Source organism: Amycolatopsis sp. NPDC089917 (assembly GCF_040684635.1).
Classification (GTDB): Bacteria; Actinomycetota; Actinomycetes; order Mycobacteriales; family Pseudonocardiaceae; genus Amycolatopsis.
In genome coordinates, this window is the sequence record NZ_JBFBGL010000103.1 from 1 (window position 1) to 20,053 (window position 20,053).

The window sequence follows — 20,053 nt, forward strand, 5'->3', positions numbered from 1 at the left end:
CCACCACCAAAGCCGCACTCCGAGCACTCAAACGACACCTCACCAACACCATCTACCAAGCACTCAAAGCAGACTTGACATAGAAGCTTCTTTCGAGACGTCAGATGTCGCGAAAGTGGCTTTCGCGACACGCGACCCGGGGGTCAGGCGAGGGAGAGGGGCGTGAGCCGGACGGAGTCGCGGTCCGAAGCGGGGCGGGCGGCGAGCAGGTCGGCGACAGGGCCGTGGCCGGGGAGCACCGCGGCGGGCTCGATCTCCAGCCAGGGGATCAGCACGCTCGCGCGCTCCGGCGTGCCGGGATGGGGAAGCAGCAACCGGGGGTCGTCGGAACTGACCCCGTCCACGGTCACTATGTCGACATCCAGCGTGCGCGGCCCCCACCGGACCTCGCGCACGCGTTCGGCGGCCTGCTCGGCGGCCTGCCCGGTGCGCAACCAGTCCCAGTGATCACGGGCCGGGTCGTCGACCAGGACGAGGGCGTTGAGGAAATCCGGCTGGTCCTCGACGCCCCACGCCTTGGTCTCGTAGACCGACGACACCGCGACGACCGCCGGGCGCACGGCGTCGACGGCGGACTGAAGGAACGCGAGCCGGTCCCCCAGGTTCGACCCGAGCGAAAGCAGCGCGCGGCTCATCGCTCCCGCCGCACCGTGACGGCGACGTCGTCGAAGTTCAGCGGGATCGGCGCGGACGGCTTGTGCACCGTCACCTCGACGGCGGTCAGCCGCTCGTCGCGCAGCACCTCGTCGGCGATCTTCCCGGCGACACTCTCGATGAGGTCGTAAGGTTCGCCCGCCACGATCCCGGCGGCGAGTTCGGCGAGTTCGCCGTAGTGCAGCGTCTTGGTCAGGTCGTCGGACGCGGCGGCCGGGCCGAGATCCAGCCACACCACGATGTCGACGACGAACTCCTGCCCGTCGCGCTTCTCGTGGTCGAAGACCCCGTGCCTGCCGAAGACCCTCAAGCCGGTCAACGTGATCCGGTCAGACACCCGGACTCCCCTTCCGCCAAGCCGCCGCGACCGTCACGGCGTCGATACTCGCGCCGACCTCGTGCACCCGGACCCCCCACGCGCCGGCCGCGGCGGCGAGCGCGGACAAGGCCGCGGTCGCGTTCTCGCGAGCGTCCGGCGGGGCGGGCTTTCCGTCCTCTCCGGACAAGAGTCGCCCGAGGAACCGTTTGCGCGAGGCGCCGACGAGAACCGGGAAACCCAGTGACAGGAAGGAATCCAGGCCGTTCAACAGCGCCCAGTCGTGTTCGGCGTTCTTCGCGAAACCCAGCCCAGGGTCGAGCACGATCGCGCTGCTGTCGACACCGGCGGCGACGGCTTCGTCCACTCGGGACAGAAGTTCGGCCCGCACGTCGGCGACGACGTCCTCATAGGACGCCAGCGCGTTCATGTCCTTGCTGTGCCCGCGCCAATGCATCAGCACATACGGGACACCGGTCTCGGCGGCGACCTTCGCCATGTTCGGGTCGGCCAGCCCGCCGGAGACGTCGTTGATCACGGACGCCCCCGCTTCGACGGCGGCGAGCGCGACCTCGGCCCGCGTGGTGTCCACCGACATCGCGACGCCGTCGGCGGCGAGCGAGCGGATCACCGGCATGATCCGGGAATTCTCGGTTTCGGCGTCCACCCGGGACGCTCCCGGCCGCGTCGACTCCCCGCCGACGTCGATCAGGTCCGCGCCGCGTGCCCACATCTCGTGCGCGTGCTCCAGCGCCTGCCCGACATCGAGGTAGCGGCCACCGTCCGAAAAGGAATCGGGCGTGACGTTGAGAATGCCCATCACCGCGCACCGGCCGGGCCGGGGCAGGGCGGTCATCGGCGGCCCTTGATCAGGTCCAGCGCCTCCGCCCGCGAGGACGCCGAAGACTGCAGCAGCCCGCGCACGGCCGACGTCGTCGTCCGGGCACCGGGCTTGCGGATACCGCGCATAGCCATGCAGAGATGCTCGGCCTCGACCACGACGATCGCGCCGCGCGGCTTGAGTTTGCGCATGAGCGCGTCGGCGACCTGGGAGGTGAGCCGCTCCTGGACCTGGGGACGCTTGGCGTAGAGGTCTACGAGACGGGCCAATTTGGACAGGCCGGTGACCTTGCCGTGGCCGTTCGGGATGTAGCCGACGTGGGCGACACCGTGGAATGGGACCAAATGATGTTCACAGGTCGAAAACATCGGGATGTCTGTCACGAGGACGAGTTCTTCGTGCGCCTCGTCGAACGTGCGGTCCAGGACGTGGTCCGGCTCGGTGTAGAGCCCGGCGAACATTTCCCGGTAAGCGCGAGCGACCCGGGCCGGGGTCTCCAAGAGACCGTCCCGGTCCGGGTCCTCACCACAGGCGAGCAGGAGTTCGCGTACGGCTTTCTCGGCCCGATCCTGGTCGAAGACCGGGCCGGCGCCGTTACCGCTTGGTGTCGTCCTGTCCGTCGTCACGCCGTTGCTGTCCTTCGTCCTGCTGACCGCCGGGCTGGTCAGGGAACCAGCCTTCACGCGGGCGGTCTTCGGCGGGACGCCAGGGCTGGTTCGGCTGGCCGCCCGGCTGGGTCGCCGGGGTCCATCCGGGAGGAGCCCCGTAGTTCGGCGGGCCGCCGACGGGACCACCCTGGTAACCACCTGCCGGTCCGCCCGGCTGCTGCCCACCATATGCCTGGGGCCAGTGGCCGGTGCCGTTCGGCCCACCGTTAGGGCGGCCCCCGTTGGGGTGGGCGCCCGGCTGCGGCGGAGCGTACGGGTTCGCGTTCGGGTCCGGCGGCGGGACCGGGGCCGCGTACGGCGGGCCACCGGGAAGGTCGCCCCCGCCCTGCGCGGTACCGACCGGGGTCGGCGCCGGCTGGAGCACGCGCTGTTCCTTCTTCTCCTCCGGCGGCGGCCACGGCTCACCGCGCTCCATCGCCAGCTCGCCGGGGGTCTTGATCGGCGGCTTGTCCGACGGCTTGCGGTCACCGAACTCGTTGAAGATGGTGATGTGCGGGCGCTTCTCGACGGTCGCGAAGATCCGCTCGAGGTCCTTGCGGGTCAGCGTCTCCTTCTCGAGGAGCTCGATGACCAGCTCGTCCAGCACGTCGCGGTAGGTGCTCAGCACGTGCCACGCCTCGGTGTGCGCGGTCTCGATGAGCTTGCGCACCTCCTCGTCGATCTCGTGCGCGACTTCCAGGGAGTAGTCCGCCTGGCGGCCCGCCGAGCGGCCGAGGAACGGGTCGCCCTGCTCCTGGCCGTACTTGACCGCGCCGAGCCGGGCGCTCATGCCGTATTCGGTGACCATCGCGCGGGCGATCTTGGTCGCCTGCTCGATGTCGGAGGAGGCACCGGTGGTGGGCTCGTGGAAGACGAGCTCCTCCGCGGTGCGGCCGCCCATCGCGAAGACCAGGCGCCCGATCATCTCCGAGCGGGTCATCAACTCCTTGTCGTCCTCCGGGACGAGCAGGGCGTGACCGCCGGTGCGCCCACGCGGCAGGATCGTCAGCTTGTAGACCGGTTCGATGTCCGGCATCGCCCACGCGGCGAGCGCGTGCCCGCCCTCGTGGTAGGCCGTGATCTTCTTCTCCTTCTCGGAGATGATCCGGCTCTTGCGGGCGGGGCCGCCGACGACGCGGTCGACCGACTCCTCCAGCGCGGCGTCGGTGATGACGTGCCCGTTCTGGCGGGCGGTGAGCAGCGCGGCCTCGTTGAGCACGTTCGCCAGGTCGGCGCCGGACATGCCGACGGTCCGCTTGGCGAGGCTGCTCAGGTCGGTGCCCTGCGCGATCGGCTTGCCCTTGGCGTGCACCTCGAGGATCGCCTGGCGGCCGCGCATGTCCGGCGCGGACACCGGGATCTGGCGGTCGAACCGGCCGGGACGCAGGAGCGCCGGGTCGAGGATGTCGGGACGGTTGGTCGCGGCGATCAGGATGATGCCGCCGCGCGCGTCGAAGCCGTCCATCTCGACGAGGAGCTGGTTCAGCGTCTGCTCTCGTTCGTCGTGACCGCCGCCGAGGCCGGCGCCGCGCTGGCGGCCGACCGCGTCGATCTCGTCGACGAAGATGATGCAGGGCGCGTTCTGCTTGGCCTGCTCGAACAGGTCGCGGACCCGCGAGGCGCCGACACCGACGAACATCTCGACGAAGTCGGAACCGGAGATCGTGTAGAACGGCACGCCGGCCTCGCCGGCGACGGCTCGCGCGAGCAGCGTCTTACCGGTACCGGGCGGCCCGTAGAGCAGCACGCCCTTGGGGATCTTCGCGCCGAGTGCCTGATAGCGCGCCGGGTTCTGCAGGAAGTCCTTGATCTCGTACAGCTCTTCGACGGCCTCGTCGGCGCCCGCGACGTCCCCGAAGGTCGTCTTGGGCATGTCCTTGTTGAGCTGCTTGGCCTTCGACTTGCCGAAGTTGAGGACGCGGTTCCCGCCGCCCTGGGCGTTGTTCATCATCCACATCAGCAGGCCCAGCACCAGCGCCAGCGGAATGGCGAAGATCAGGATCTGGGTGAGGACGTTCTGCTGGGTGACCTTGGTCGTGAACTTGACCGGGTTGTCACCGCTCTTGAGGGCGATGAGCTGGTTGTAGACGGTGCCCGCGACGTTCGCCGGGTACTGGGCGATGATCTGGTCGACCTGCTGGCCGTCGACCTCGATCTTCTTGTTGAGCAGCAGCTTGACCTGCTGCTCCTTGTCCTCTTGCGAGGCTTCCTTGATGTTGTTCGCGGTGATCTGCTGGTTCGCGACCGAGATCGGCACCTGGGTGTAGCCACGATCACTGTCGAAGATCGTGTTGTATGCGAGAAACGCCAGTACCGCCGCGAGAATCCAGAGCACTGGGTTCCTGAGCACGCTCTTCCGGTTCATACGACTCGGCCCTGGTGGCCTCGACCCTTCCTGGTTGGGCGGCTCCTGTGATACCCGCCATCACGATCTTGACGACCCATGGTGCTCCGACACCCGCCCCTCAGGATACCGCCCGCCTGGACGGACGAGGGTGGTGAGCCTCTCGGACGTCAACGGCGGACGTCACGCGAGGGTTCCCGGAGCGTGACCGCGACGGCCACCCTAACGTGTGTCGACCGCCACACCAGCGGCCATTTCACCCAGTCGCATGCGGAGTGTCTTGACGTCGGCGGGTGAGACGGTGACCCACTCGCGACCGTCCGGACCGGCCTGTGACGTGCTGAGGTAGCGGCCGCTGGCGGTGTCGAACCAGCCGAGGACACGGGACCGCTGCTTGGCGCCCACGTGGGACCGGCTGTTCGCTGCGAGCTGACCGCCGCGCAGCCGCGGCTGGCCGGTGAGCTTGCCGAACGCCTCCCGCGGATCCGCGGTGATGCGTTCACTGAGTGAGACCCGGGACTTCTCCTTGCGACGGGTCTTCGCCGCTTCGGGCTCCTCGGCCTGCTTCGTCGGGTTGATCGCGCCGCGGATCGGCTCGGTGCGGCGGGCGTCGTCGATCGGCAGCGTGATGGACGCCTCCGAGCCGCGCTGTCCCGGGGGCAGCAGGTCGACGACCGCGGTCGGGAGCCCGTCGGCGGGTGCCTCGCGCAGCCAGATCCCGGACTGGTCCTGGATGGCGATCACGCCGTCACGGCCGTCGGTGGCGCCGAGCACGGCGATCGTCGGTGCCTGGAACTCGGGGATGTGCAGCGCGTCGATGGTCAGCGAGCCGCGGGCGAGGAGGTACAGCCAGTCCTCGATCCGCCGCTCCAGCCGCCCCCGGCCGTCGCGGATGCCGCGGGCCTGGAGTTCGCCGTCGACGCGCTGGCGCAGCGCCCTGCGTTCGAGTTCGGTCGCGCCGTGCGACCGCACGCGCAGCGGGTACGGCAGGTCGCCGAGCTCGGCGGACTCCCAGAGGAAGTCGAACGCCAGCGGCGTGAAGTGTTCCTGATGCATTGCTTCGTGCCCTCCCGGCACCTTGGCTTCTGGGCCTCGGGACACCCAGAAGGTTCACGATAGCGAAGGGGTACGACAACCGTCGGCCGGATGCGGGAACTGTCCGTGCGAGGGGCGGGTTCCGGGGCCGGGCCGCGTGTCATGAAAGGGTCGTTCAGGACATTTTTCGTCCTGAACGACCCTTTCATGACATACGCGAAGGAACCGAGAGGTCAGCGCGCGACAGACGATTCAGCCGCGATCTTCCCCAGCATTTCCGTGAGCCGGTGCCGCAGCGTCGCCGGGTCCGCGGGAGCGATGGTGATCCAGTCCCGGCCGTCGGAGCCGCGGGTGGCCTGGGTGAAGTACCGGCCGGACTGCGTGTCGAACCAGCTCAGCACCGAAGACCGGCTCCGCGTGCCGTGCTTGCTGCGCGCGTTGGCGCCGAACTGGCCACCGCGAAGGCGCGGCTGTGCCTGGAGCCGCGAGAGGGCTTTGCGGTCCTCATCGGACGTCGCCGAGCCGTCGACCTGCGGCTGCCGTCGCTGGAGGAAGTCCGCGCCCGAAGCGCCGACGAGCCCGTCCAGCGGGAGGGTGATCGACTTCTCCGTGCCGCGCGAACCCGGCGGCAGCAGGGAGACGATCGCGCTCGCGAGACCGTCCGGGGCGATCGGGTGGAAGTGGAAACCGCGCTGGTCCTGCACCGTGAGGAGGCCCTGGCCGCCGAGCAGCGACGCGACCGCGAGCAGCGGTTCGGTGTTGGGATTGTTGAGCTGGACGCAGTCCAGGCTCAGGTCCGGCAGCGCGAGAACGCCGAAATAGTCTTCGAGGTGGGGTTCGGGACGCCCGCGGTCGTCAGCGAGACGGCGCTGGTTCAGCGACTGGAGCGTCTGCGTCCGCAGCGCGCCTCGTTCGTCCATGGTCGCCCCGTGCGAACGGAGCCGCAGCGGGTACGGCAGCTCGCCGGCGTTCGCGCTCTCCCACAGGAAGTCCAGCTCGACCGCGGTGAGCAGTTCGCCGTTCGCCATCTTTCCGCCCCCAAACAAGTCAGCGGGCGCGCGGCCGGTTGGCCGCGCGCCCGGTGAAAACCGCTCTAGCGATCGTCGTCTTCGGTCCAGGCACCGATGACCGGCGGCGGGGTCGCCTCGTTGGCGCCGAAGGCGTCGTCCGGGTCCGGCTCGATGAGGAACGACGCGTGCGTGTGCTCCTCTTCCTGCTCGGCCTGCGCGCCGTGGGCGCCCATGCCCATGCCGCCGCCCATGCCCTGCATCGGCGGGGTGGGGCCGCCGCCGATGGTGCCGCTGGAGGACACGATGCCCTGCTGCGGCACGGCCTGGGACGCGGCGCTCTGCGCGGGCGCGGCGTTGTCCGTCGCCGCGGCGTCGGTGCCGTCGGTGTCCTTGGCGCCGGACTTGTTGCCCTGTCCGAGCGCCTTGGCACCGGCGTAGCCGAGGCCGCCGCCGAGACCGGCCGCGGTGAGCGCCTGGCCGAGCCCGCTGCCGCCGCTCGCCGCCGGGGCGTGCGGGGCGATCGGGGCACCGGCACCGGACGCGACACCGGCGCCCGGGGCGACGCCCGAAACCGGGGCGTTCCCGGTGGCGGGGTTGTAGCCTGCCTGCGAGAACACGCCCGAATCCGGACCGGCGTGGACGACGGGGGCACCGCCGTTGCCCTGCGCGCCGCCGTAGCCGTGCGTGCCGGCGAGGACCGGGGTGCCGGAGACGGCGCCCGGGTTGAGTCCGCCGCCGCCGACGTTGCCGACGCCGCTGAACCCGACGCTGTTGTGCGTAGCCGTCGGCTTCATGCCGAGGGATTCGGGGCCGAAGCTCGGGGTCGAGCTGTCGACCTCGCTCATCTCCTTGGTGTAGGCCTCGAGGAACCTGGCCTGCTCCGCCCGCACTTCCTTGTCCTGGTCGGCGAGGGGCTTCTGGTCGGTGATCATGCCGACCGGGCCCGCGGCGAGGGCCTGGCCCATCGCGCCTTCAGGGGTGTAGTTGGTCGGCTTCGGCATCAGCTTGACCTTGGTGGCCGCGTCGGCCTGCTTCTGCAGCCTGTCCGCCATCGTGCCCGCGGCGTCGGAGGCCTGCGAACCCGAGTTCGCGATGGCCACCAGCGAACCCTGGGCACTCGCCGCGCCCTGGCCGATCCAGGCGGCGCCCAGTTCGGAGATCGCGTTGTAGAGGTCGTTCGACGCCTGGCTCAGCTTGCTGCTGTGCGAGGTCCACGACTGGCCGATCGTCGTCGCGGTGCTGGGGTCGTTGCCGAGGTTGGCCTGGTTCCACAGGTCCTGGCTGCTCGGGGCGCTCTCCCAGTTCGGCGGGTTCGTGATGGCGCGGTCGGCGCCGACGTCGAACCCTTCCGAACGCCCGCGGGCGGACGAGACGATGCCCGCGGCCTGCGAGTTGTCGCCGAGCTGGACCGGGGCGCCGCTGCTGCTCTGGCCCGGCGTGCTGCTGGTGTTGCTCTCGCCGTAAGAGTCGGCGCTGTGCTTCGGTGGCATGGCTTTCTGACTCCCCCTCAGACGTTACGGAACGGCTCGGCCGCGGCCTGGTCGATCTCGTGGTAGCGGGCCATCGCGGTGACGATGCCGGTCTCCGCCGCCTCGTACTGCTGGTAAAGGTTCTGGAGGGCGGCGGTGTACGAGTCACCGCCGCCGTCGGCGCGGTTCGCGACCTTCGCGGCGATGGCGTTGCCGACCGGGTTGTTGCCCAGCTTCGGCGCCTGTCCGAGGTCGCCGGCACTGTGGAGCAGCGCCTCGACGGCGTCCTTGCCGGTCCGGATCTTGTTCAGTGCGGTCTGGGCCGCGTCCGGGTCGATCCCGACCTGGCCCTGGGCCGCGGCGTTCTTGAACGCGTTCGCGTCCGCCAAGCTGCTGTTCCCCATCTGAGCTCTCTCCGTTTCCCCCGGGCCAGGCCACGACGGATTCGTGGCGAAGGTCTTCGCATAGGTTAACGCACGTGATCGCAGCCTATGACGCGTTCACCGCGCTCAGGGTTCCGTATTCCCGCACGAGCGGGCAAGCGGTTCTCAGGACGTGTAGACGTGCGGATCCAGGGTGCCGATGTAGGGCAGGTCCCGGTAACGCTCCGCGTAGTCCAGGCCGTATCCGACTACGAATTCGTTCGGGATGTCGAACCCGATGTACTTGACCGGTACGTCGACCTTGACCGCCTCCGGCTTGCGCAGGAGCGAGACGACCTCGAGCGAGGCCGGGTTGCGGCTCGCGAGGTTCTTCAGCAGCCAGGACAGCGTGAGGCCGGAGTCGACGATGTCCTCGACGATGAGCACGTCGCGGCCGGCGATGTCGCGGTCGAGGTCCTTGAGGATCCGCACCACGCCCGACGACGACGTCGCCGAGCCGTAGGACGAGACCGCCATGAACTCGAGCTGCGAAGGCAGAGGGAGCGCCCTGGCGAAGTCGGTCATGAACATCACCGCGCCCTTGAGCACGCCGACGAGCAGGAGGTCTCCCTTCCCGGCGCCGGGTCCGTCGGCCGGGTAGTCCGCGGCGACCTGTGCGGCCAGCTCGGCGATCTTTTCGTTGATCTGCTGCTCGGTGACGAGCACGGAGGCGATCTCGCCTTCGTACACGGGACGTTCCCCTCTAGGTGGTGGACTGGGGTGCTTCGAGGAAGAGCCTGCCATGCGCCCGCGCGGCCACCAAGTCGCCGGGTAGCCAGACCCCGCCCTGACCCCGCCAGTTCCCCACCAGCGCGTCGACCGAACGCAGATGGGCGTCGGTGAGTTCGCGGACCCCGGAGTCCAGCAGCCACCTGCGGAGGACGCGCCGTCGCAGCGCGGGCGGTTCGGTGGCGAGCACCGCGACGTCGAGCCCTTCCCCGGTGAAGGCGCGCAGGTGGACGGCGTCCGCGAGTGTGTCCAACGCCTCGGTGTCCTCGCGCAGTTGCGCCGCCGTGCGGGCGAGCGAGGCCGCGACACCGCCGGACAGCACATCCTCCAGAAGGGGCAGTACTTCCGTTCGTAACCGGACACGGGTGAACCGCGGGTCCTCGTTGTGCGGGTCCTGCCACGGCTCGACGCCGAGCGCCTGGCAGGCCCTCCGGGTGGTCGCGCGCGTGACGCCGAGCAGCGGCCGTCCCCAGGGCGGGTCGTACGGCCGCATCCCGGCCAGCGAACGCGGTCCCGAACCCCGGCCGAGGCCGAGCAGGACGGTTTCGGCCTGGTCGTCGAGGGTGTGGCCGAGCAGGACGACGCCGTGCCCGTCGCCCGCTGCCGCGCGCAAGGCGCCGTAGCGGGCGCGACGGGCCGCGGCTTCCGGGCCGCCCGCGCCCTCGACCCGCACCTTCAGCACTTCGGCGGTGGCGACGCCGAGGTCCCGCGCCGTGCTCGCGGCCCGGGCCGCGATTTCGGCGGAACCGTCCTGGAGGCCGTGATCGACGACCAGCGCCCGCACGTCCAGCCCGGCGCGGGCGCCGGTGAACGCGGCCGCTTCGGCCAGCGCGAGCGAATCCGCGCCGCCGGACACGGCCACGCACAACTCGCCGGGTTTCCCCGCGACGGCGAGGAAATCCCGCACGGCCGCCCGGACGGCCGCGATCGCCGGATCCGGTCCGCTCACCCGTGCAGGCGCCGCACCCAGGCCGCCGGATCGGTGATCTCGGCGCGGGTCGGCAGCGTGTTCGGCGACGTCCAGACGGCGTTGAAACCGTCCATGCCGACGGCTTCGACGACGTGTTTTGTGAACTTCGCGCCCTGCTCGTACTGGCGCATCTTCGCGTCCACGCCGAGCAGGCTGCGCAGCACGCGGTCGATCAGGCCGCCGCCCTTGCGCCGGGCGGTGAAGCGCGACCGGATCAGCTCGACGCTCGGCACGACCCGCGGCCCGACGGCGTCCATCACGAAGTCGGCGTGCCCCTCCAGCAGCGTGGAGAGCGCGAGCAGCCGGTCGAACACCGCGCGTTCGCTCGGCGACTGCAGGAGCTCGGCGAGACCGGCGCCGCCCGCCTTGCCCTTGCCGATCTGCTTGATCGTGTCCGGCAGGCGGCCGACCAGATCGCTCAGCCCGTCCGCGTCCCGCCCGGCGAGACCGCCGATCAGGCGCTCGACCTCGTCGGCGAAGTAGTCGCGCAGCCAGGTGACCGCGGTGAACTGCAGCCGGTGGGTGCATTCGTGCAGGCAGACCCACAGCCGGAAGTCGTGCCCCGGCACGTCCATCGCGCGCTGGGCGGCGACCACGTTCGGCGCGACGAGCACGAGCTGCCCCTGGCGTTCCGGCCCGCCGAACGGGTCGTACTGGCCGAGCACTCGGGAAGCCAGGAACGCGAGCACCAGACCGGTCTGGACGCCGGCGCCACCGGCCAGCACGGGCGCCAGCGGGCCGCCTTGCGCCTCCGGCAGCGCGCGGCCGGTGAGCGCGTCGAGCCCCGAGGCGGCCGAGCGGACCCAGCCGGGCCTGTCGACGACTTCGGCGGGCAGCAACGGCAGATCGAGGCCGAGCCCGGTCAGCTCGCGGACGTGGCCTTCCGCCTCGATGGTCAGGTCGCGTAGCTCGGCGACGGCTTCGTCGGCCTCTTCGCGGTCGACGACCGGACCGCCGCGCACCAGGAGCGCGCCCGTCGAGGCGGCCAGGGACCAGTCGACCATCGAACGCGTCTTGGTCGGCGTTTCCTCAGTCACTCTCATGACGCTACCCGCTGGCGGGCCGGTTTCGGCCCTGACTTCCTCACGCTCCGATTCCGGTCGCTCACCGGAATCAGCGACAGCCGCATTTGTGCAGGGTCGCCGCGACGACGTCGAGCGCCGCCCGGCCCTTGTTCTGGTCCGAACCGGACGACATCAGCGCGAACACCAGCATCCGGCCGTCGGTGTCGAGCACCACGCCGGCCAGGGTGTTCACGCCGGACAGCGTCCCGGTCTTGCCGCGCACCCAGCCGCGTCCCGCCGACGAAGCCGGGTCGCCGTAGCGCTTCTCCAGCGTCCCGCTGCCGCCCGCGACGGGAAGACCCGCCAGCAGGGGCCGCAGTTTGGCCGTCCTCGGGTCCTTGCCGTCCGGCGCCGCCGCGACCGCGAGGATCTCGCTGAGCACCTTGGCCGGGATCTTGTTCTGGTCGGACAGCCCGCTGCCGTCGTTGATCTGGACGCCGGTCAGGTCGAACCCGGCTTCCTTGAGCACGTTCATCGTCGCGGTCGCGCCGCCGGTGAACGAGGCTTCGGCGCCCTTGGCGAGCGCGAGCTGACGGGCGAGGACGTCGGCCATCAGGTTGTCCGAAAGCTGGAGCAGCGAGTTGGCGAACTCGGTGAGCGGCTGCGACTTGACCTCGCCGAGCACCTTCGCGTCCTTCGGCGCCGTCGTCGTCCCACCGGCCTGGGCTTCGAGCTTCCCGGCGATCTTCTGGGTCAGCGCGGCGGCGGGGTTCGCGACGCGGGGCGCGTGGTCGTTCTTCGGGTCGCTGCGGCCGCCGTCGGCCATCACGGGGAGGACCGGCGCCATGTAGGTGTTCCCGGCGGCAACGTCCTCCGGATCCCAGCCTTTCGCGGACGTCGGTCCCTTGAACAGGCTGATGTCCAGCTGGACCTTGGTGATCTTGCCGCCGCTCGCCTTCTTGACCTGGGCGACGAGGTCGTCGACGTGCGCGGCGCCCGGGTACAGCGGCGAGTCGGTGCCCAGCGGCAGTGAGGTCAGCGAGGGGTCGCCGCCCGCGACGAGGATGGCCGTGCCCGGGTCGGCGCCCTGGACGATCTTCGTGGAGAACTGCGTCCCGTGGTCCATGGACAGCAGCGCGGCCGCCACGACGAGGATCTTCGTGGTCGACGCCGGGGTCAGCGGCGTGCCGGAGTTCTTGTCCCAGAGGACATCCCCGGTCGACGCGTCCACGACGGTGCCGGTGAGCGTGCCGAGGTCCGGGGCTCCGGCGGGACCGGCCAGCGCGGACGCGAGACCGTCCTTCGACGGCGCGACGCCGTTGATGTCCGGCCCGTGGAGCACACGGGTGACGCCGGCGGGCTTGGGGATCTCCCCCTTCGGCGCGTTCGGCGCCCAGGGCAGGCCGAGCCGGTTCGACACCTTCGGCATCGCGGCGGCGCCGCCCATCCCGGCGAGCAGCAGGACGACGACCAGGGTCGTGATCAGCAGGGCCTTGCGCTTGCGCTTCGGTTTCGGCGCGGGCGAGGCCACGGCCTCGGCGGCCGGAGGTTCCTGGGACGGCGGCTCGGGCTGCTGGATCCCGATGGTCGCTTCGGAGTCGAAGCGCTCTTCGGCGGGCTCGATGCGGACAGGGCGCGCGTGCATGGTCGCGGACGGGACCGGCGCGGGAGGCGGCGGCTCGACCCGGCTCTGCTCGGGACGGCGCGGCGGGCCCGCCGGCTGGCTCCGCGGCGGCTCCGGGAGCTGGGGTTCGGGTCTCGCCAGTTCGTGGTCACGCGTGGGCGTCGCGGCGCCGCGGTCGAACTGGTCCCAGTCGGGTTTGTCCGTTTGCTGCGGCTGGACGGGCTGGACGAAGACGGTCTTCGGCGCTTCGGGCTCCGGTTCGACCGGCGTCACCGGCTCGAAGGCGGACCACTTCGGGGTGGGGGTGTCCGGGACGTCCGGTTCTTCCTCGACTTCGACGACCGGCTGGAACCAGGAATCACTTTCGGGTGTGACCTTCGGCACTGCCAGCTCTTCGGTCTTGCCGCTCGCCAGTCCCGACATGGGCAGCCAGACGGTGGCCTCGCTCCCGCCTTTCGTGCCCTTGGGCTCGGCGGATGAGGTGTCCTTGTCGTCCGACGGCCACCTCGGGACATCGTTTTCCGGCACGTAACACTCCTTCATCCACCGTCCGGGGAAGGGGCCAAGCTCACATACGACCACATCGATGCGACCGCCCGAGCCCCCGTGGTCCACACTAGTGAAGACAAGACGATGATTTCGGTGAGCCGTCCGCGAGGCGGGGCGTACCAAAGACGAGAGCAGCGAGGCCGGCGTGGAATTCGACGTCACTATCGAAATCCCCAAGGGGGAGCGCAACAAGTACGAGGTGGACCACAAGACCGGTCGGATCAAACTCGACCGGACCCTGTTCACGGCCACCCAGTACCCCGCCGACTACGGCTTCATCGACGACACCCTCGGTCAGGACGGCGACCCGCTCGACGTGCTGGTGCTCGTCCAGGAGCCGACGTTCCCGGGTTGCCTGATCCGCTGCCGCGCGATCGGCATGTTCCGGATGACCGACGAGAAGGGCCCGGACGACAAGGTCCTCGCGGTCCCGACGAACGACCCGCGCCTCGAGCACCTGCGGGACATCCACCACCTGAACGAGTTCCACAAGCTGGAGATCCAGCACTTCTTCGAGGTGTACAAGGACCTGGAGCCGGGCAAGAGCGTCGAGGGTTCGAGCTGGGTCGGGCGTTCCGACGCCGAGGCCGAGATCAAGCGCTCGCTCGACCGTGAGACCGACCGGCTGGCCAAGGAAGCCATCGACGGTCCGTCGCACTAGTTCTCCAAGTACATGAAGGCCCCCTTCCTTGCGCCTGGCGCAAGGAAGGGGGCCTTCATGTACTTCTACGCGGAGTAACCCGGGATCGGGAACGGCGCCAGGAACTCGCGGATCTCGGCGGCGATGGTGTCCAAAGCGGACTTTTCCTCGCCCGCCGCCGCGGTGATCGTGCGGTCGATCCAGTCCGCGACCCGCACCTGGTGTTCCGGCTTGAGGCCGCGGGTGGTGATCGCGGAGGTGCCGAGCCGGATGCCGGACGGGTCGAACGGCTTGCGCGGATCGAACGGGACGGTGTTGTAGTTCAGCTCGATGCCCGCGCGGTCCAGCGCCTGCGCGGCGGGCTTGCCCGGCACGTTCTTGTTCGTCAGGTCGATCAGCAGCAGGTGGTTGTCCGTGCCGCCGGACACGAGGTCGTAGCCGCGCTCGACCAGCGCTTCGGCCAGGGCGCGAGCGTTGGCGACGATCGTGTGCGCGTACTCGGCGAACTCCGGCTTCTGCGCCTCGCCCAGCGCGACGGCGATCGCGGCGGTCGTGTGGTTGTGCGGACCGCCCTGCAGACCCGGGAAAACCGCCTTGTCGACGGCCTTCGCGTGGTCGGCGTCGGAAAGGATCATCGCGCCGCGCGGACCGCGCAGGGTCTTGTGCGTGGTCGTGGTGACGACCTGCGCGTGCCCGGCGGGCGACGGGTGCGCGCCGCCCGCGACCAGCCCGGCGATATGCGCGATGTCGGCGACCAGGACGGCGTCGACCTCGCGGGCGATCTCCGCGAACGCCGGGAAGTCGATCGTGCGCGGGATCGCGGTGCCGCCCGCGAAGATCAGCTTCGGCCGGTGCTTCAGCGCGAGTTCGCGGACCTGGTCGAGGTCGACGCGGCCGGTCTCCTTGCGGACGCCGTAGCGGACCGGCGTGAACCACTTGCCGGTCGCGGACACGCTCCAGCCGTGCGTGAGGTGCCCGCCGTCCGGCAGCGCCATGCCGAGCACGGTGTCGCCAGGCTTCGCGAAAGCGAGGTACACGGCCAAGTTCGCCGGGGAACCGGAGTACGGCTGGACGTTGGCGTGGTCGACGCCGAAGACGGCCTTCGCGCGCTCGATGGCCAGGTTCTCGACCTGGTCGATGAGCTGCTGGCCCTCGTAGTACCGCTTGCCGGAGTAGCCCTCGGAGTACTTGTTGGTGAGGACGGTGCCGGTCGCCTCCAGGACGGCCTGGGAGACGTAGTTCTCGGACGCGATCAAACGGATCTTGTCGTGCTGCCGCTTCGCCTCGTCCTCGACGAGCCCCGCGATCTTCGGATCGGCGGCGGCGAGCGCGGAAAGTGCTGGCTGGTGTGTCATGGCGTACTCCCGCTCAGGAGTGGCCTTCACCCAGGCGCGCGGTGCCGGCCTGAATTCGCTTCCCGGTGGTGCTCCACCTCAAATGCGCCAGTCGCTGGATGCCCTCAGAGCCTAGTGCACCCCGGTGGACCGGGAGCCGGCGTGCGGACGATGCCCGGCACACCAGCGGCGGCCGCACCCGGCCGTGCGATCACAGAACGCCTGCGCGCAGACGGCGCAGCGTTTGAGCCGCCGCCAGCCGCCGAACGCGACCAGTTCCGCCAGCCCGGAGGCACCCGCGACCAGCTCCCCGCAGCCGGGCCACGACGTCACCTGCACCACGCGCCAACGGTTTCCGGCCTCGACCAGCCGAGGTGCGGCGCCGGTCCCGGCGAGGACCCGGTTGAGCCGGTCGGCGGCGGCGTGCTCGTCCGGCAGCGCCGCGGCGACTCCGGCGAGCCAGGGATTCCCTTGCGACAGCAGCCTTTCCGCGATCCCGAGTGCCGGGTCGAGCTCGCGGAAGGCGGGACGATCACGTGCTTGCGCGTCACGGTTCTTCGATCGCGACGCCCATCGAGCGGGCCGTGCCCGCGATCGTGCGCACGGCCGCGCCGAGGTCGCCGATGTTGAGGTCCGGCAGTTTCCGCTCCGCGATCCCGCGCAGCTGTTCCTGTGTCAACTTTCCGGCGACCTCATGCCCGGGACGACCGGATCCCTTGCCGCCCAGCGCTTTCTTGATGAGGAACGACGCGGGCGGGGTCTTCAGCCGGAGTTCGAAGGAGCGGTCCTCGAACACCGAAACGACCACGGGGACGATGTCGCCGCGCTGCGCCGCGGTCGCCGCGTCGTAGGCCTTCTTGACCTCGACGAGGTTCACGCCGGTCTGCCCGAGCGTCTTCCCGAGGTCGACCACCGGCGCGTCGCCGGCGGTCAACTCGAGCGTCGCTTGGTGCGTCTTCTTCTTCGACTTCGGTGCCATGCGCCCGAAGCTATGGTCTCCAGTTACTGGAGAGTCAATCGATCGGCTTCACGCTTTCCGCGTGCCGTCGCGCCAGCTCCTGGTAGATCACCGCGTTGTGCTCGACCCAGCCTCGGGCGGTGCCGTCGAGCGGGACGTGCTTCTTCGCCGGGCTGCCCATGGCGACGGTCTCCGGCGGGATGACCATCCCGGGCGTCACCGTGGCGCCGGCCGCGACCAGGGCCTTCGCGCCGATCTGGGCCTTGTCGAGCACGGTCGAGCCGTTCCCGATGAGAGCCTGCTCGCCGATCGTGCAGTCGTGGACGAGGCACTGGTGCCCGACGGTGACGTTCTTGCCGACCTCGGTCACGCCGCCGTTGGTGTGGATGACCGAGTTGTCCTGGATGTTGGCGCCCTCGCGGATGAGGATCCGCCCGAAGTCGGCGCGCAGCACGGCGCCGTACCAGACGGAAGCGCCCTTTTCGACGACGACGTCGCCGATCAGGGTGGCGGTGGGGGCGATCCACGCTTCGGGATCCACCTGGGGGCGGTGCCCCTCGAATTCGAACATCGGCATGCCCCGCACCCTATGCCGAAAGTCCGTGAAGGCCTCCTTGAGAGACCCAGGGTCCCTCAAGGAGGCCTTCACGGAACGCTGAACCGTCAGCCGATGGCGGCGTTCAGCAGGATGTCCACGGCCTTGTCGTTACGCGTGGTCTCCCGGACGATCACCTCGTCGGGCGGGTAGAAGCCGGGGTTCGAACCCCGCGGGTACATCTCGAAGGTGAAGCTCAGGATCTTGTGGGTGCCCCACATCCAGTCGTCGATCGTCCCGTCCGTGATGTACAGGTCGCTCGACTGCTGCGGCGTGTAGCCGTTGGTCGCCGCCAGCTGCTTGCCCAGCGTCTGGAAGCGCTGCGCCTCGGCCTGCGTCATCCCCGGCGCGGTGTCGTTGTACGTGAAGCCGAACGGCCACAGGACGAGCTCCGAATAGGTGTGGAAGTCGATGCTCGCCTTGATCTGCTGGACGCCGCCGATCTTGCGCGAGTTGACGAAGTTGGACACGGCCTTGGTCTCCGGGGCGGAGAACGCCGACGGGCCGCGGTAGGTCTCGCTGCTCGTCGAACCCGAGGAACCGCCGCAGCAGCCCCAGTTGTAGCCCCAGTTCCGGTTGGTGTCGGTGCCGTTGCCCTGGCGGTTCTTGCGCCAGTACTTGTAGCTGCCGCCGGAGATGTCGTACTCCGAGCCGTCGGGGTTGACGTTCGGGATCACGTAGATCTCGGTGCTGTCGACGAACCGCTTGATCGCCGGGTCGGTGGCGTAGCCCTGGGTGAACCGGTTCACGATCCGCAGGCACATCTCGGTGGTGAGGTGCTCGCGCGCGTGCTGGTTGCAGGTGAAGAGGACTTCGGGCTCGTTCTCGTCGGTGGCGACGTTGTCGCTGATCTTGAGCATGTTCAGCGCGCGGCCCTGGTAGGAGTTGCCGACGCTGCTCAGCTTCGCGATCGACCCGTAGTTCGCCTGCGCGTTGCGCAGTTCCGTCGTGACCTCGGTGTAGTTGTGGTAGCCGGAGTCCGCGGGCGGGAAGTCGTTGATCGCGTTCGCGCCGACCTTCTCCGACCTGTCGACGACGCCGCGCTGCTCGACGCGGAAGCCGAGCGAACGGATCTTCGCCGCGTCGCGCGCTTCGCCGATCACCGTGGTCGTGGAGCCGGAGGTGGCGAGGACGTCGACGCCCAGCCGGGAGATCTGGGTGCGCTGCTGTGAGGTGCCGGTGCCGAAGACCTCGTAGATCTGGACCTGCGCGTCTTCGGCCTGCTGGTCGGCGGTCGCCGGACTCGCGGCGACCGGGATGGTGAACGCCGCGACGGCCGCGATCGCCACGGCCATGCACCGTCTTATGCGCATCGTCGTCTCCTAGCTCTGAGGCAGGGAAGGGGAACCCCACCATGGCCGGAGCCGGAAGAGGAGAACAATCCGTAACGGTACGGATCTAATGCGTATTTCTAGCCGTAGTTCGCGAAGCAGAGCGCTTCGATGTCGCCGCGCAGCGCGGCGAACGGCCGACGCCGGACACGCTGCTGGACGATCGCTCCGAGCAGGTAGGACAGCAGCGCGCGAGCCCGCGCCCGGGGGTCCTCGACGTCGAGCGGGGCGAGCAGCTCCGCGAGCAGTTCGGTGATCGACGTCAGCATGACGTCGATGGCCTGCGGATGCTGCGCGCGGCCCGCGGCGATCCAGTACTCGAACCAGAGGAAGGCCGCGTTCGGGCGGCCGGAGAACTCGGCGAGGAAGGCCTCCAGCGCCGAGAACAGCCGCTCGTCCGGGTGATCGTGTTTCGCCGAAATTTTGCGCAAATCGGCGGTGAACGTTGTGATGTGCGCCGCCATCGCGCGGTCGATCAGGACGTCGATGTCGGCGAAGTAGTAATGAATCGCACTCTTCGTGAGCGGTCCGGCGTCCGCGATCGCACGCACGGTGCAGCCCGCGAGCCCGTCCCTGGCGAGCACGACACGTGCCGCTTCGACGATCTGCTCCTGTTTCTGCAGCTGATTGGGGGAGAGCCGCGCGCTGCGGCCGGGAACGGCGGTCACGAAGTTCCTTACACCAAGTAGTCAGGACGGTGGCCCTGAAGCTTAGGGCAGCCGTCCTGGCCGATCACAGCGGGTGAAAAATCTAGGTGGCTAGCGATCGATCCGTAGCGGACAATGCGCGGCATGGTGACCTCAGGGGACAACGGGTTCAGCCCGGCCGCACGACGGCAGCTGGAGAAGGAACTCGCCGATCTGCGAGCGCAGCGCGATGCGATGGCGCCGAGGATCGGCGAGCAGGAGCGGACCGGTGACGCGGCCGATCAGGCCGAGGTGCTGGACCGCGCGGAGGCCGCCGCCTACCTCGACCGGCGCATCGCCGACGTCGCGGCGAAACTGGAGCACGGCGGGCGCGACAGCAAGGGCCTGCTCCCCGACGGCACCTCCGTCACCATCAGGTACGCCGACGGCGACGAAGAGGAACTCCACATCGTCACGATCCCGGGCGAGGACTCCGACGCGTTCACGGTCACCTCGGACAGCCCGCTCGGCCTCGCGCTCGTGGGCGCCAAGGAGGGCGACGAGATCACGTACCGGACGCCGCGCGGCGAGACCAGCGCCACCGTCGTCACCTTGAAGCCTGCTTGACCACTCGTTCCGTGAAGGGGGCCTTCACGTACTCGGGGACCGTGAGGGGAAATTCGAGCCGGCCTGGCCACGAGAGCGGGCCCGGCCGCGAACACGGGCCGCGCGCATGTCGCGAAAGCCACTTTCGGGACGTCTGACGTCGCGAAAGTGGCTTTCGCGACGCATACCGGCGCGAGCGAGCAGTCGCGGCCCCGGAAACCCGCGCGACCAGTCGTGGGGGGGGGGGGGGGGGGCGGGGCCCCCCCCCCCCCCCCCCCCGCCCCCCCCCCCCCCACCACAAGCGCCCCGGCGCCGAGTGAACACCACCGCCGCCCCCCCCCAAGGGCAA

The 20,053-nt window shown here is 69.8% G+C and carries 21 protein-coding genes; 2 read left to right on the top strand and 19 right to left on the bottom strand.

Annotated features, from left to right (window positions below):
* Positions 1-143: 143 nt before the first annotated feature.
* From folK to dacB, 13 genes are all read right to left on the bottom strand, one after another.
* Positions 144-635: a 2-amino-4-hydroxy-6-hydroxymethyldihydropteridine diphosphokinase gene (gene folK, locus AB0N89_RS39025; RefSeq protein ID WP_364216088.1), complete on the bottom strand. Its 492-nt coding sequence runs from the start codon at positions 633-635 to the stop codon at positions 144-146.
* Positions 632-991, bottom strand: a complete 360-nt coding sequence (gene folB / locus AB0N89_RS39030) for a dihydroneopterin aldolase (protein WP_020632060.1) — start codon at positions 989-991, stop codon at positions 632-634. Before folB ends, folK begins: the two co-directional genes overlap by 4 nt.
* Positions 984-1,826 carry a dihydropteroate synthase gene (gene folP, locus AB0N89_RS39035; RefSeq protein ID WP_364216092.1) on the bottom strand — a complete coding sequence of 281 codons (843 nt, stop codon included), beginning with the start codon at positions 1,824-1,826 and terminating at the stop codon, positions 984-986. Before folP ends, folB begins: the two co-directional genes overlap by 8 nt.
* Complete coding sequence (gene folE / locus AB0N89_RS39040) at positions 1,823-2,437, bottom strand: GTP cyclohydrolase I FolE (RefSeq protein ID WP_364216094.1); 615 nt, start codon at positions 2,435-2,437, stop codon at positions 1,823-1,825. Before folE ends, folP begins: the two co-directional genes overlap by 4 nt.
* Positions 2,406-4,823 carry an ATP-dependent zinc metalloprotease FtsH gene (ftsH, locus tag AB0N89_RS39045; protein WP_364216097.1) on the bottom strand — a complete coding sequence of 806 codons (2,418 nt, stop codon included), beginning with the start codon at positions 4,821-4,823 and terminating at the stop codon, positions 2,406-2,408. Before ftsH ends, folE begins: the two co-directional genes overlap by 32 nt.
* 201 nt (positions 4,824-5,024) lie before the next feature.
* Complete coding sequence (locus AB0N89_RS39050) at positions 5,025-5,858, bottom strand: ESX secretion-associated protein EspG (RefSeq protein WP_364216100.1); 834 nt, start codon at positions 5,856-5,858, stop codon at positions 5,025-5,027.
* A 212-nt stretch (positions 5,859-6,070) separates the two neighbouring features.
* Positions 6,071-6,865: an ESX secretion-associated protein EspG gene (locus tag AB0N89_RS39055; protein ID WP_364216102.1), complete on the bottom strand. Its 795-nt coding sequence runs from the start codon at positions 6,863-6,865 to the stop codon at positions 6,071-6,073.
* Positions 6,866-6,930: 65 nt separating this feature from the next.
* Positions 6,931-8,337 carry a hypothetical protein gene (locus tag AB0N89_RS39060; protein ID WP_364216105.1) on the bottom strand — a complete coding sequence of 469 codons (1,407 nt, stop codon included), beginning with the start codon at positions 8,335-8,337 and terminating at the stop codon, positions 6,931-6,933.
* Between the two features lie 17 nt (positions 8,338-8,354).
* On the bottom strand, positions 8,355-8,720 hold the full coding sequence (locus AB0N89_RS39065; protein ID WP_364216108.1) for a hypothetical protein: 366 nt from the start codon (positions 8,718-8,720) through the stop codon (positions 8,355-8,357).
* 144 nt (positions 8,721-8,864) lie between these two features.
* A complete protein-coding gene (gene hpt, locus AB0N89_RS39070; RefSeq protein ID WP_364216111.1) occupies positions 8,865-9,428 on the bottom strand; it encodes a hypoxanthine phosphoribosyltransferase in 564 nt (187 codons plus the stop codon).
* A gap of 13 nt (positions 9,429-9,441) precedes the next feature.
* Complete coding sequence (gene tilS / locus AB0N89_RS39075; RefSeq protein ID WP_364216114.1) at positions 9,442-10,416, bottom strand: tRNA lysidine(34) synthetase TilS; 975 nt, start codon at positions 10,414-10,416, stop codon at positions 9,442-9,444.
* Positions 10,413-11,441: a zinc-dependent metalloprotease gene (locus AB0N89_RS39080; RefSeq protein ID WP_364216136.1), complete on the bottom strand. Its 1,029-nt coding sequence runs from the start codon at positions 11,439-11,441 to the stop codon at positions 10,413-10,415. Before AB0N89_RS39080 ends, tilS begins: the two co-directional genes overlap by 4 nt.
* A gap of 109 nt (positions 11,442-11,550) precedes the next feature.
* The gene (dacB, locus tag AB0N89_RS39085; RefSeq protein ID WP_364216116.1) at positions 11,551-13,593 is read right to left on the bottom strand and encodes a D-alanyl-D-alanine carboxypeptidase/D-alanyl-D-alanine-endopeptidase; all 2,043 of its coding nucleotides are present in this window, start codon (positions 13,591-13,593) and stop codon (positions 11,551-11,553) included.
* A gap of 166 nt (positions 13,594-13,759) precedes the next feature.
* On the opposite strand from dacB, the gene AB0N89_RS39090 reads away from it, so the two are divergent.
* Positions 13,760-14,275, top strand: a complete 516-nt coding sequence (locus AB0N89_RS39090) for an inorganic diphosphatase (RefSeq protein ID WP_191256682.1) — start codon at positions 13,760-13,762, stop codon at positions 14,273-14,275.
* Between the two features lie 65 nt (positions 14,276-14,340).
* On the opposite strand, the gene glyA is transcribed toward AB0N89_RS39090, so the two are convergent.
* From glyA to AB0N89_RS39120, 6 genes are all read right to left on the bottom strand, one after another.
* Entirely contained in the window at positions 14,341-15,609 is a 1,269-nt protein-coding gene (gene glyA / locus AB0N89_RS39095; protein WP_364216120.1) for a serine hydroxymethyltransferase, read from the bottom strand.
* Positions 15,610-15,720: 111 nt separating this feature from the next.
* The gene (locus tag AB0N89_RS39100) at positions 15,721-15,930 is read right to left on the bottom strand and encodes a hypothetical protein (RefSeq protein WP_364216122.1); all 210 of its coding nucleotides are present in this window, start codon (positions 15,928-15,930) and stop codon (positions 15,721-15,723) included.
* 205 nt (positions 15,931-16,135) lie between these two features.
* Positions 16,136-16,567 (bottom strand): 50S ribosomal protein L11, encoded by a 432-nt coding sequence (locus tag AB0N89_RS39105; protein ID WP_364216125.1) that lies wholly within the window; start codon positions 16,565-16,567, stop codon positions 16,136-16,138.
* Between the two features lie 34 nt (positions 16,568-16,601).
* A complete protein-coding gene (locus AB0N89_RS39110; protein ID WP_364216128.1) occupies positions 16,602-17,123 on the bottom strand; it encodes a gamma carbonic anhydrase family protein in 522 nt (173 codons plus the stop codon).
* Positions 17,124-17,209: 86 nt separating this feature from the next.
* Positions 17,210-18,436 (bottom strand): M14 family metallopeptidase, encoded by a 1,227-nt coding sequence (locus AB0N89_RS39115; protein ID WP_364216139.1) that lies wholly within the window; start codon positions 18,434-18,436, stop codon positions 17,210-17,212.
* A gap of 116 nt (positions 18,437-18,552) precedes the next feature.
* Positions 18,553-19,140 carry a TetR family transcriptional regulator gene (locus tag AB0N89_RS39120; protein WP_364216131.1) on the bottom strand — a complete coding sequence of 196 codons (588 nt, stop codon included), beginning with the start codon at positions 19,138-19,140 and terminating at the stop codon, positions 18,553-18,555.
* Positions 19,141-19,263: 123 nt separating this feature from the next.
* Between AB0N89_RS39120 and AB0N89_RS39125 the strand changes: the two genes are divergently transcribed.
* On the top strand, positions 19,264-19,725 hold the full coding sequence (locus AB0N89_RS39125; RefSeq protein WP_364216134.1) for a GreA/GreB family elongation factor: 462 nt from the start codon (positions 19,264-19,266) through the stop codon (positions 19,723-19,725).
* Positions 19,726-20,053: the final 328 nt, after the last annotated feature.

What these genes read in the sequence shown, in the direction of transcription:
- folK (WP_364216088.1), bottom strand. Translation starts at nt 635, where the DNA reads ATGAGCCGCGCGCTGCTTTCGCTCGGGTCGAACCTGGGGGACCGGCTC.
- folP (WP_364216092.1), bottom strand. Translation starts at nt 1,826, where the DNA reads ATGACCGCCCTGCCCCGGCCCGGCCGGTGCGCGGTGATGGGCATTCTC.
- ftsH (WP_364216097.1), bottom strand. Translation starts at nt 4,823, where the DNA reads ATGAACCGGAAGAGCGTGCTCAGGAACCCAGTGCTCTGGATTCTCGCG.
- AB0N89_RS39050 (WP_364216100.1), bottom strand. Translation starts at nt 5,858, where the DNA reads ATGCATCAGGAACACTTCACGCCGCTGGCGTTCGACTTCCTCTGGGAG.
- AB0N89_RS39055 (WP_364216102.1), bottom strand. Translation starts at nt 6,865, where the DNA reads ATGGCGAACGGCGAACTGCTCACCGCGGTCGAGCTGGACTTCCTGTGG.
- AB0N89_RS39060 (WP_364216105.1), bottom strand. Translation starts at nt 8,337, where the DNA reads ATGCCACCGAAGCACAGCGCCGACTCTTACGGCGAGAGCAACACCAGC.
- AB0N89_RS39065 (WP_364216108.1), bottom strand. Translation starts at nt 8,720, where the DNA reads ATGGGGAACAGCAGCTTGGCGGACGCGAACGCGTTCAAGAACGCCGCG.
- AB0N89_RS39080 (WP_364216136.1), bottom strand. Translation starts at nt 11,441, where the DNA reads ATGGTCGACTGGTCCCTGGCCGCCTCGACGGGCGCGCTCCTGGTGCGC.
- glyA (WP_364216120.1), bottom strand. Translation starts at nt 15,609, where the DNA reads ATGACACACCAGCCAGCACTTTCCGCGCTCGCCGCCGCCGATCCGAAG.
- AB0N89_RS39105 (WP_364216125.1), bottom strand. Translation starts at nt 16,567, where the DNA reads ATGGCACCGAAGTCGAAGAAGAAGACGCACCAAGCGACGCTCGAGTTG.
- AB0N89_RS39110 (WP_364216128.1), bottom strand. Translation starts at nt 17,123, where the DNA reads ATGCCGATGTTCGAATTCGAGGGGCACCGCCCCCAGGTGGATCCCGAA.
- AB0N89_RS39115 (WP_364216139.1), bottom strand. Translation starts at nt 18,436, where the DNA reads ATGGCCGTGGCGATCGCGGCCGTCGCGGCGTTCACCATCCCGGTCGCC.
- AB0N89_RS39125 (WP_364216134.1), top strand. Translation starts at nt 19,264, where the DNA reads ATGGTGACCTCAGGGGACAACGGGTTCAGCCCGGCCGCACGACGGCAG.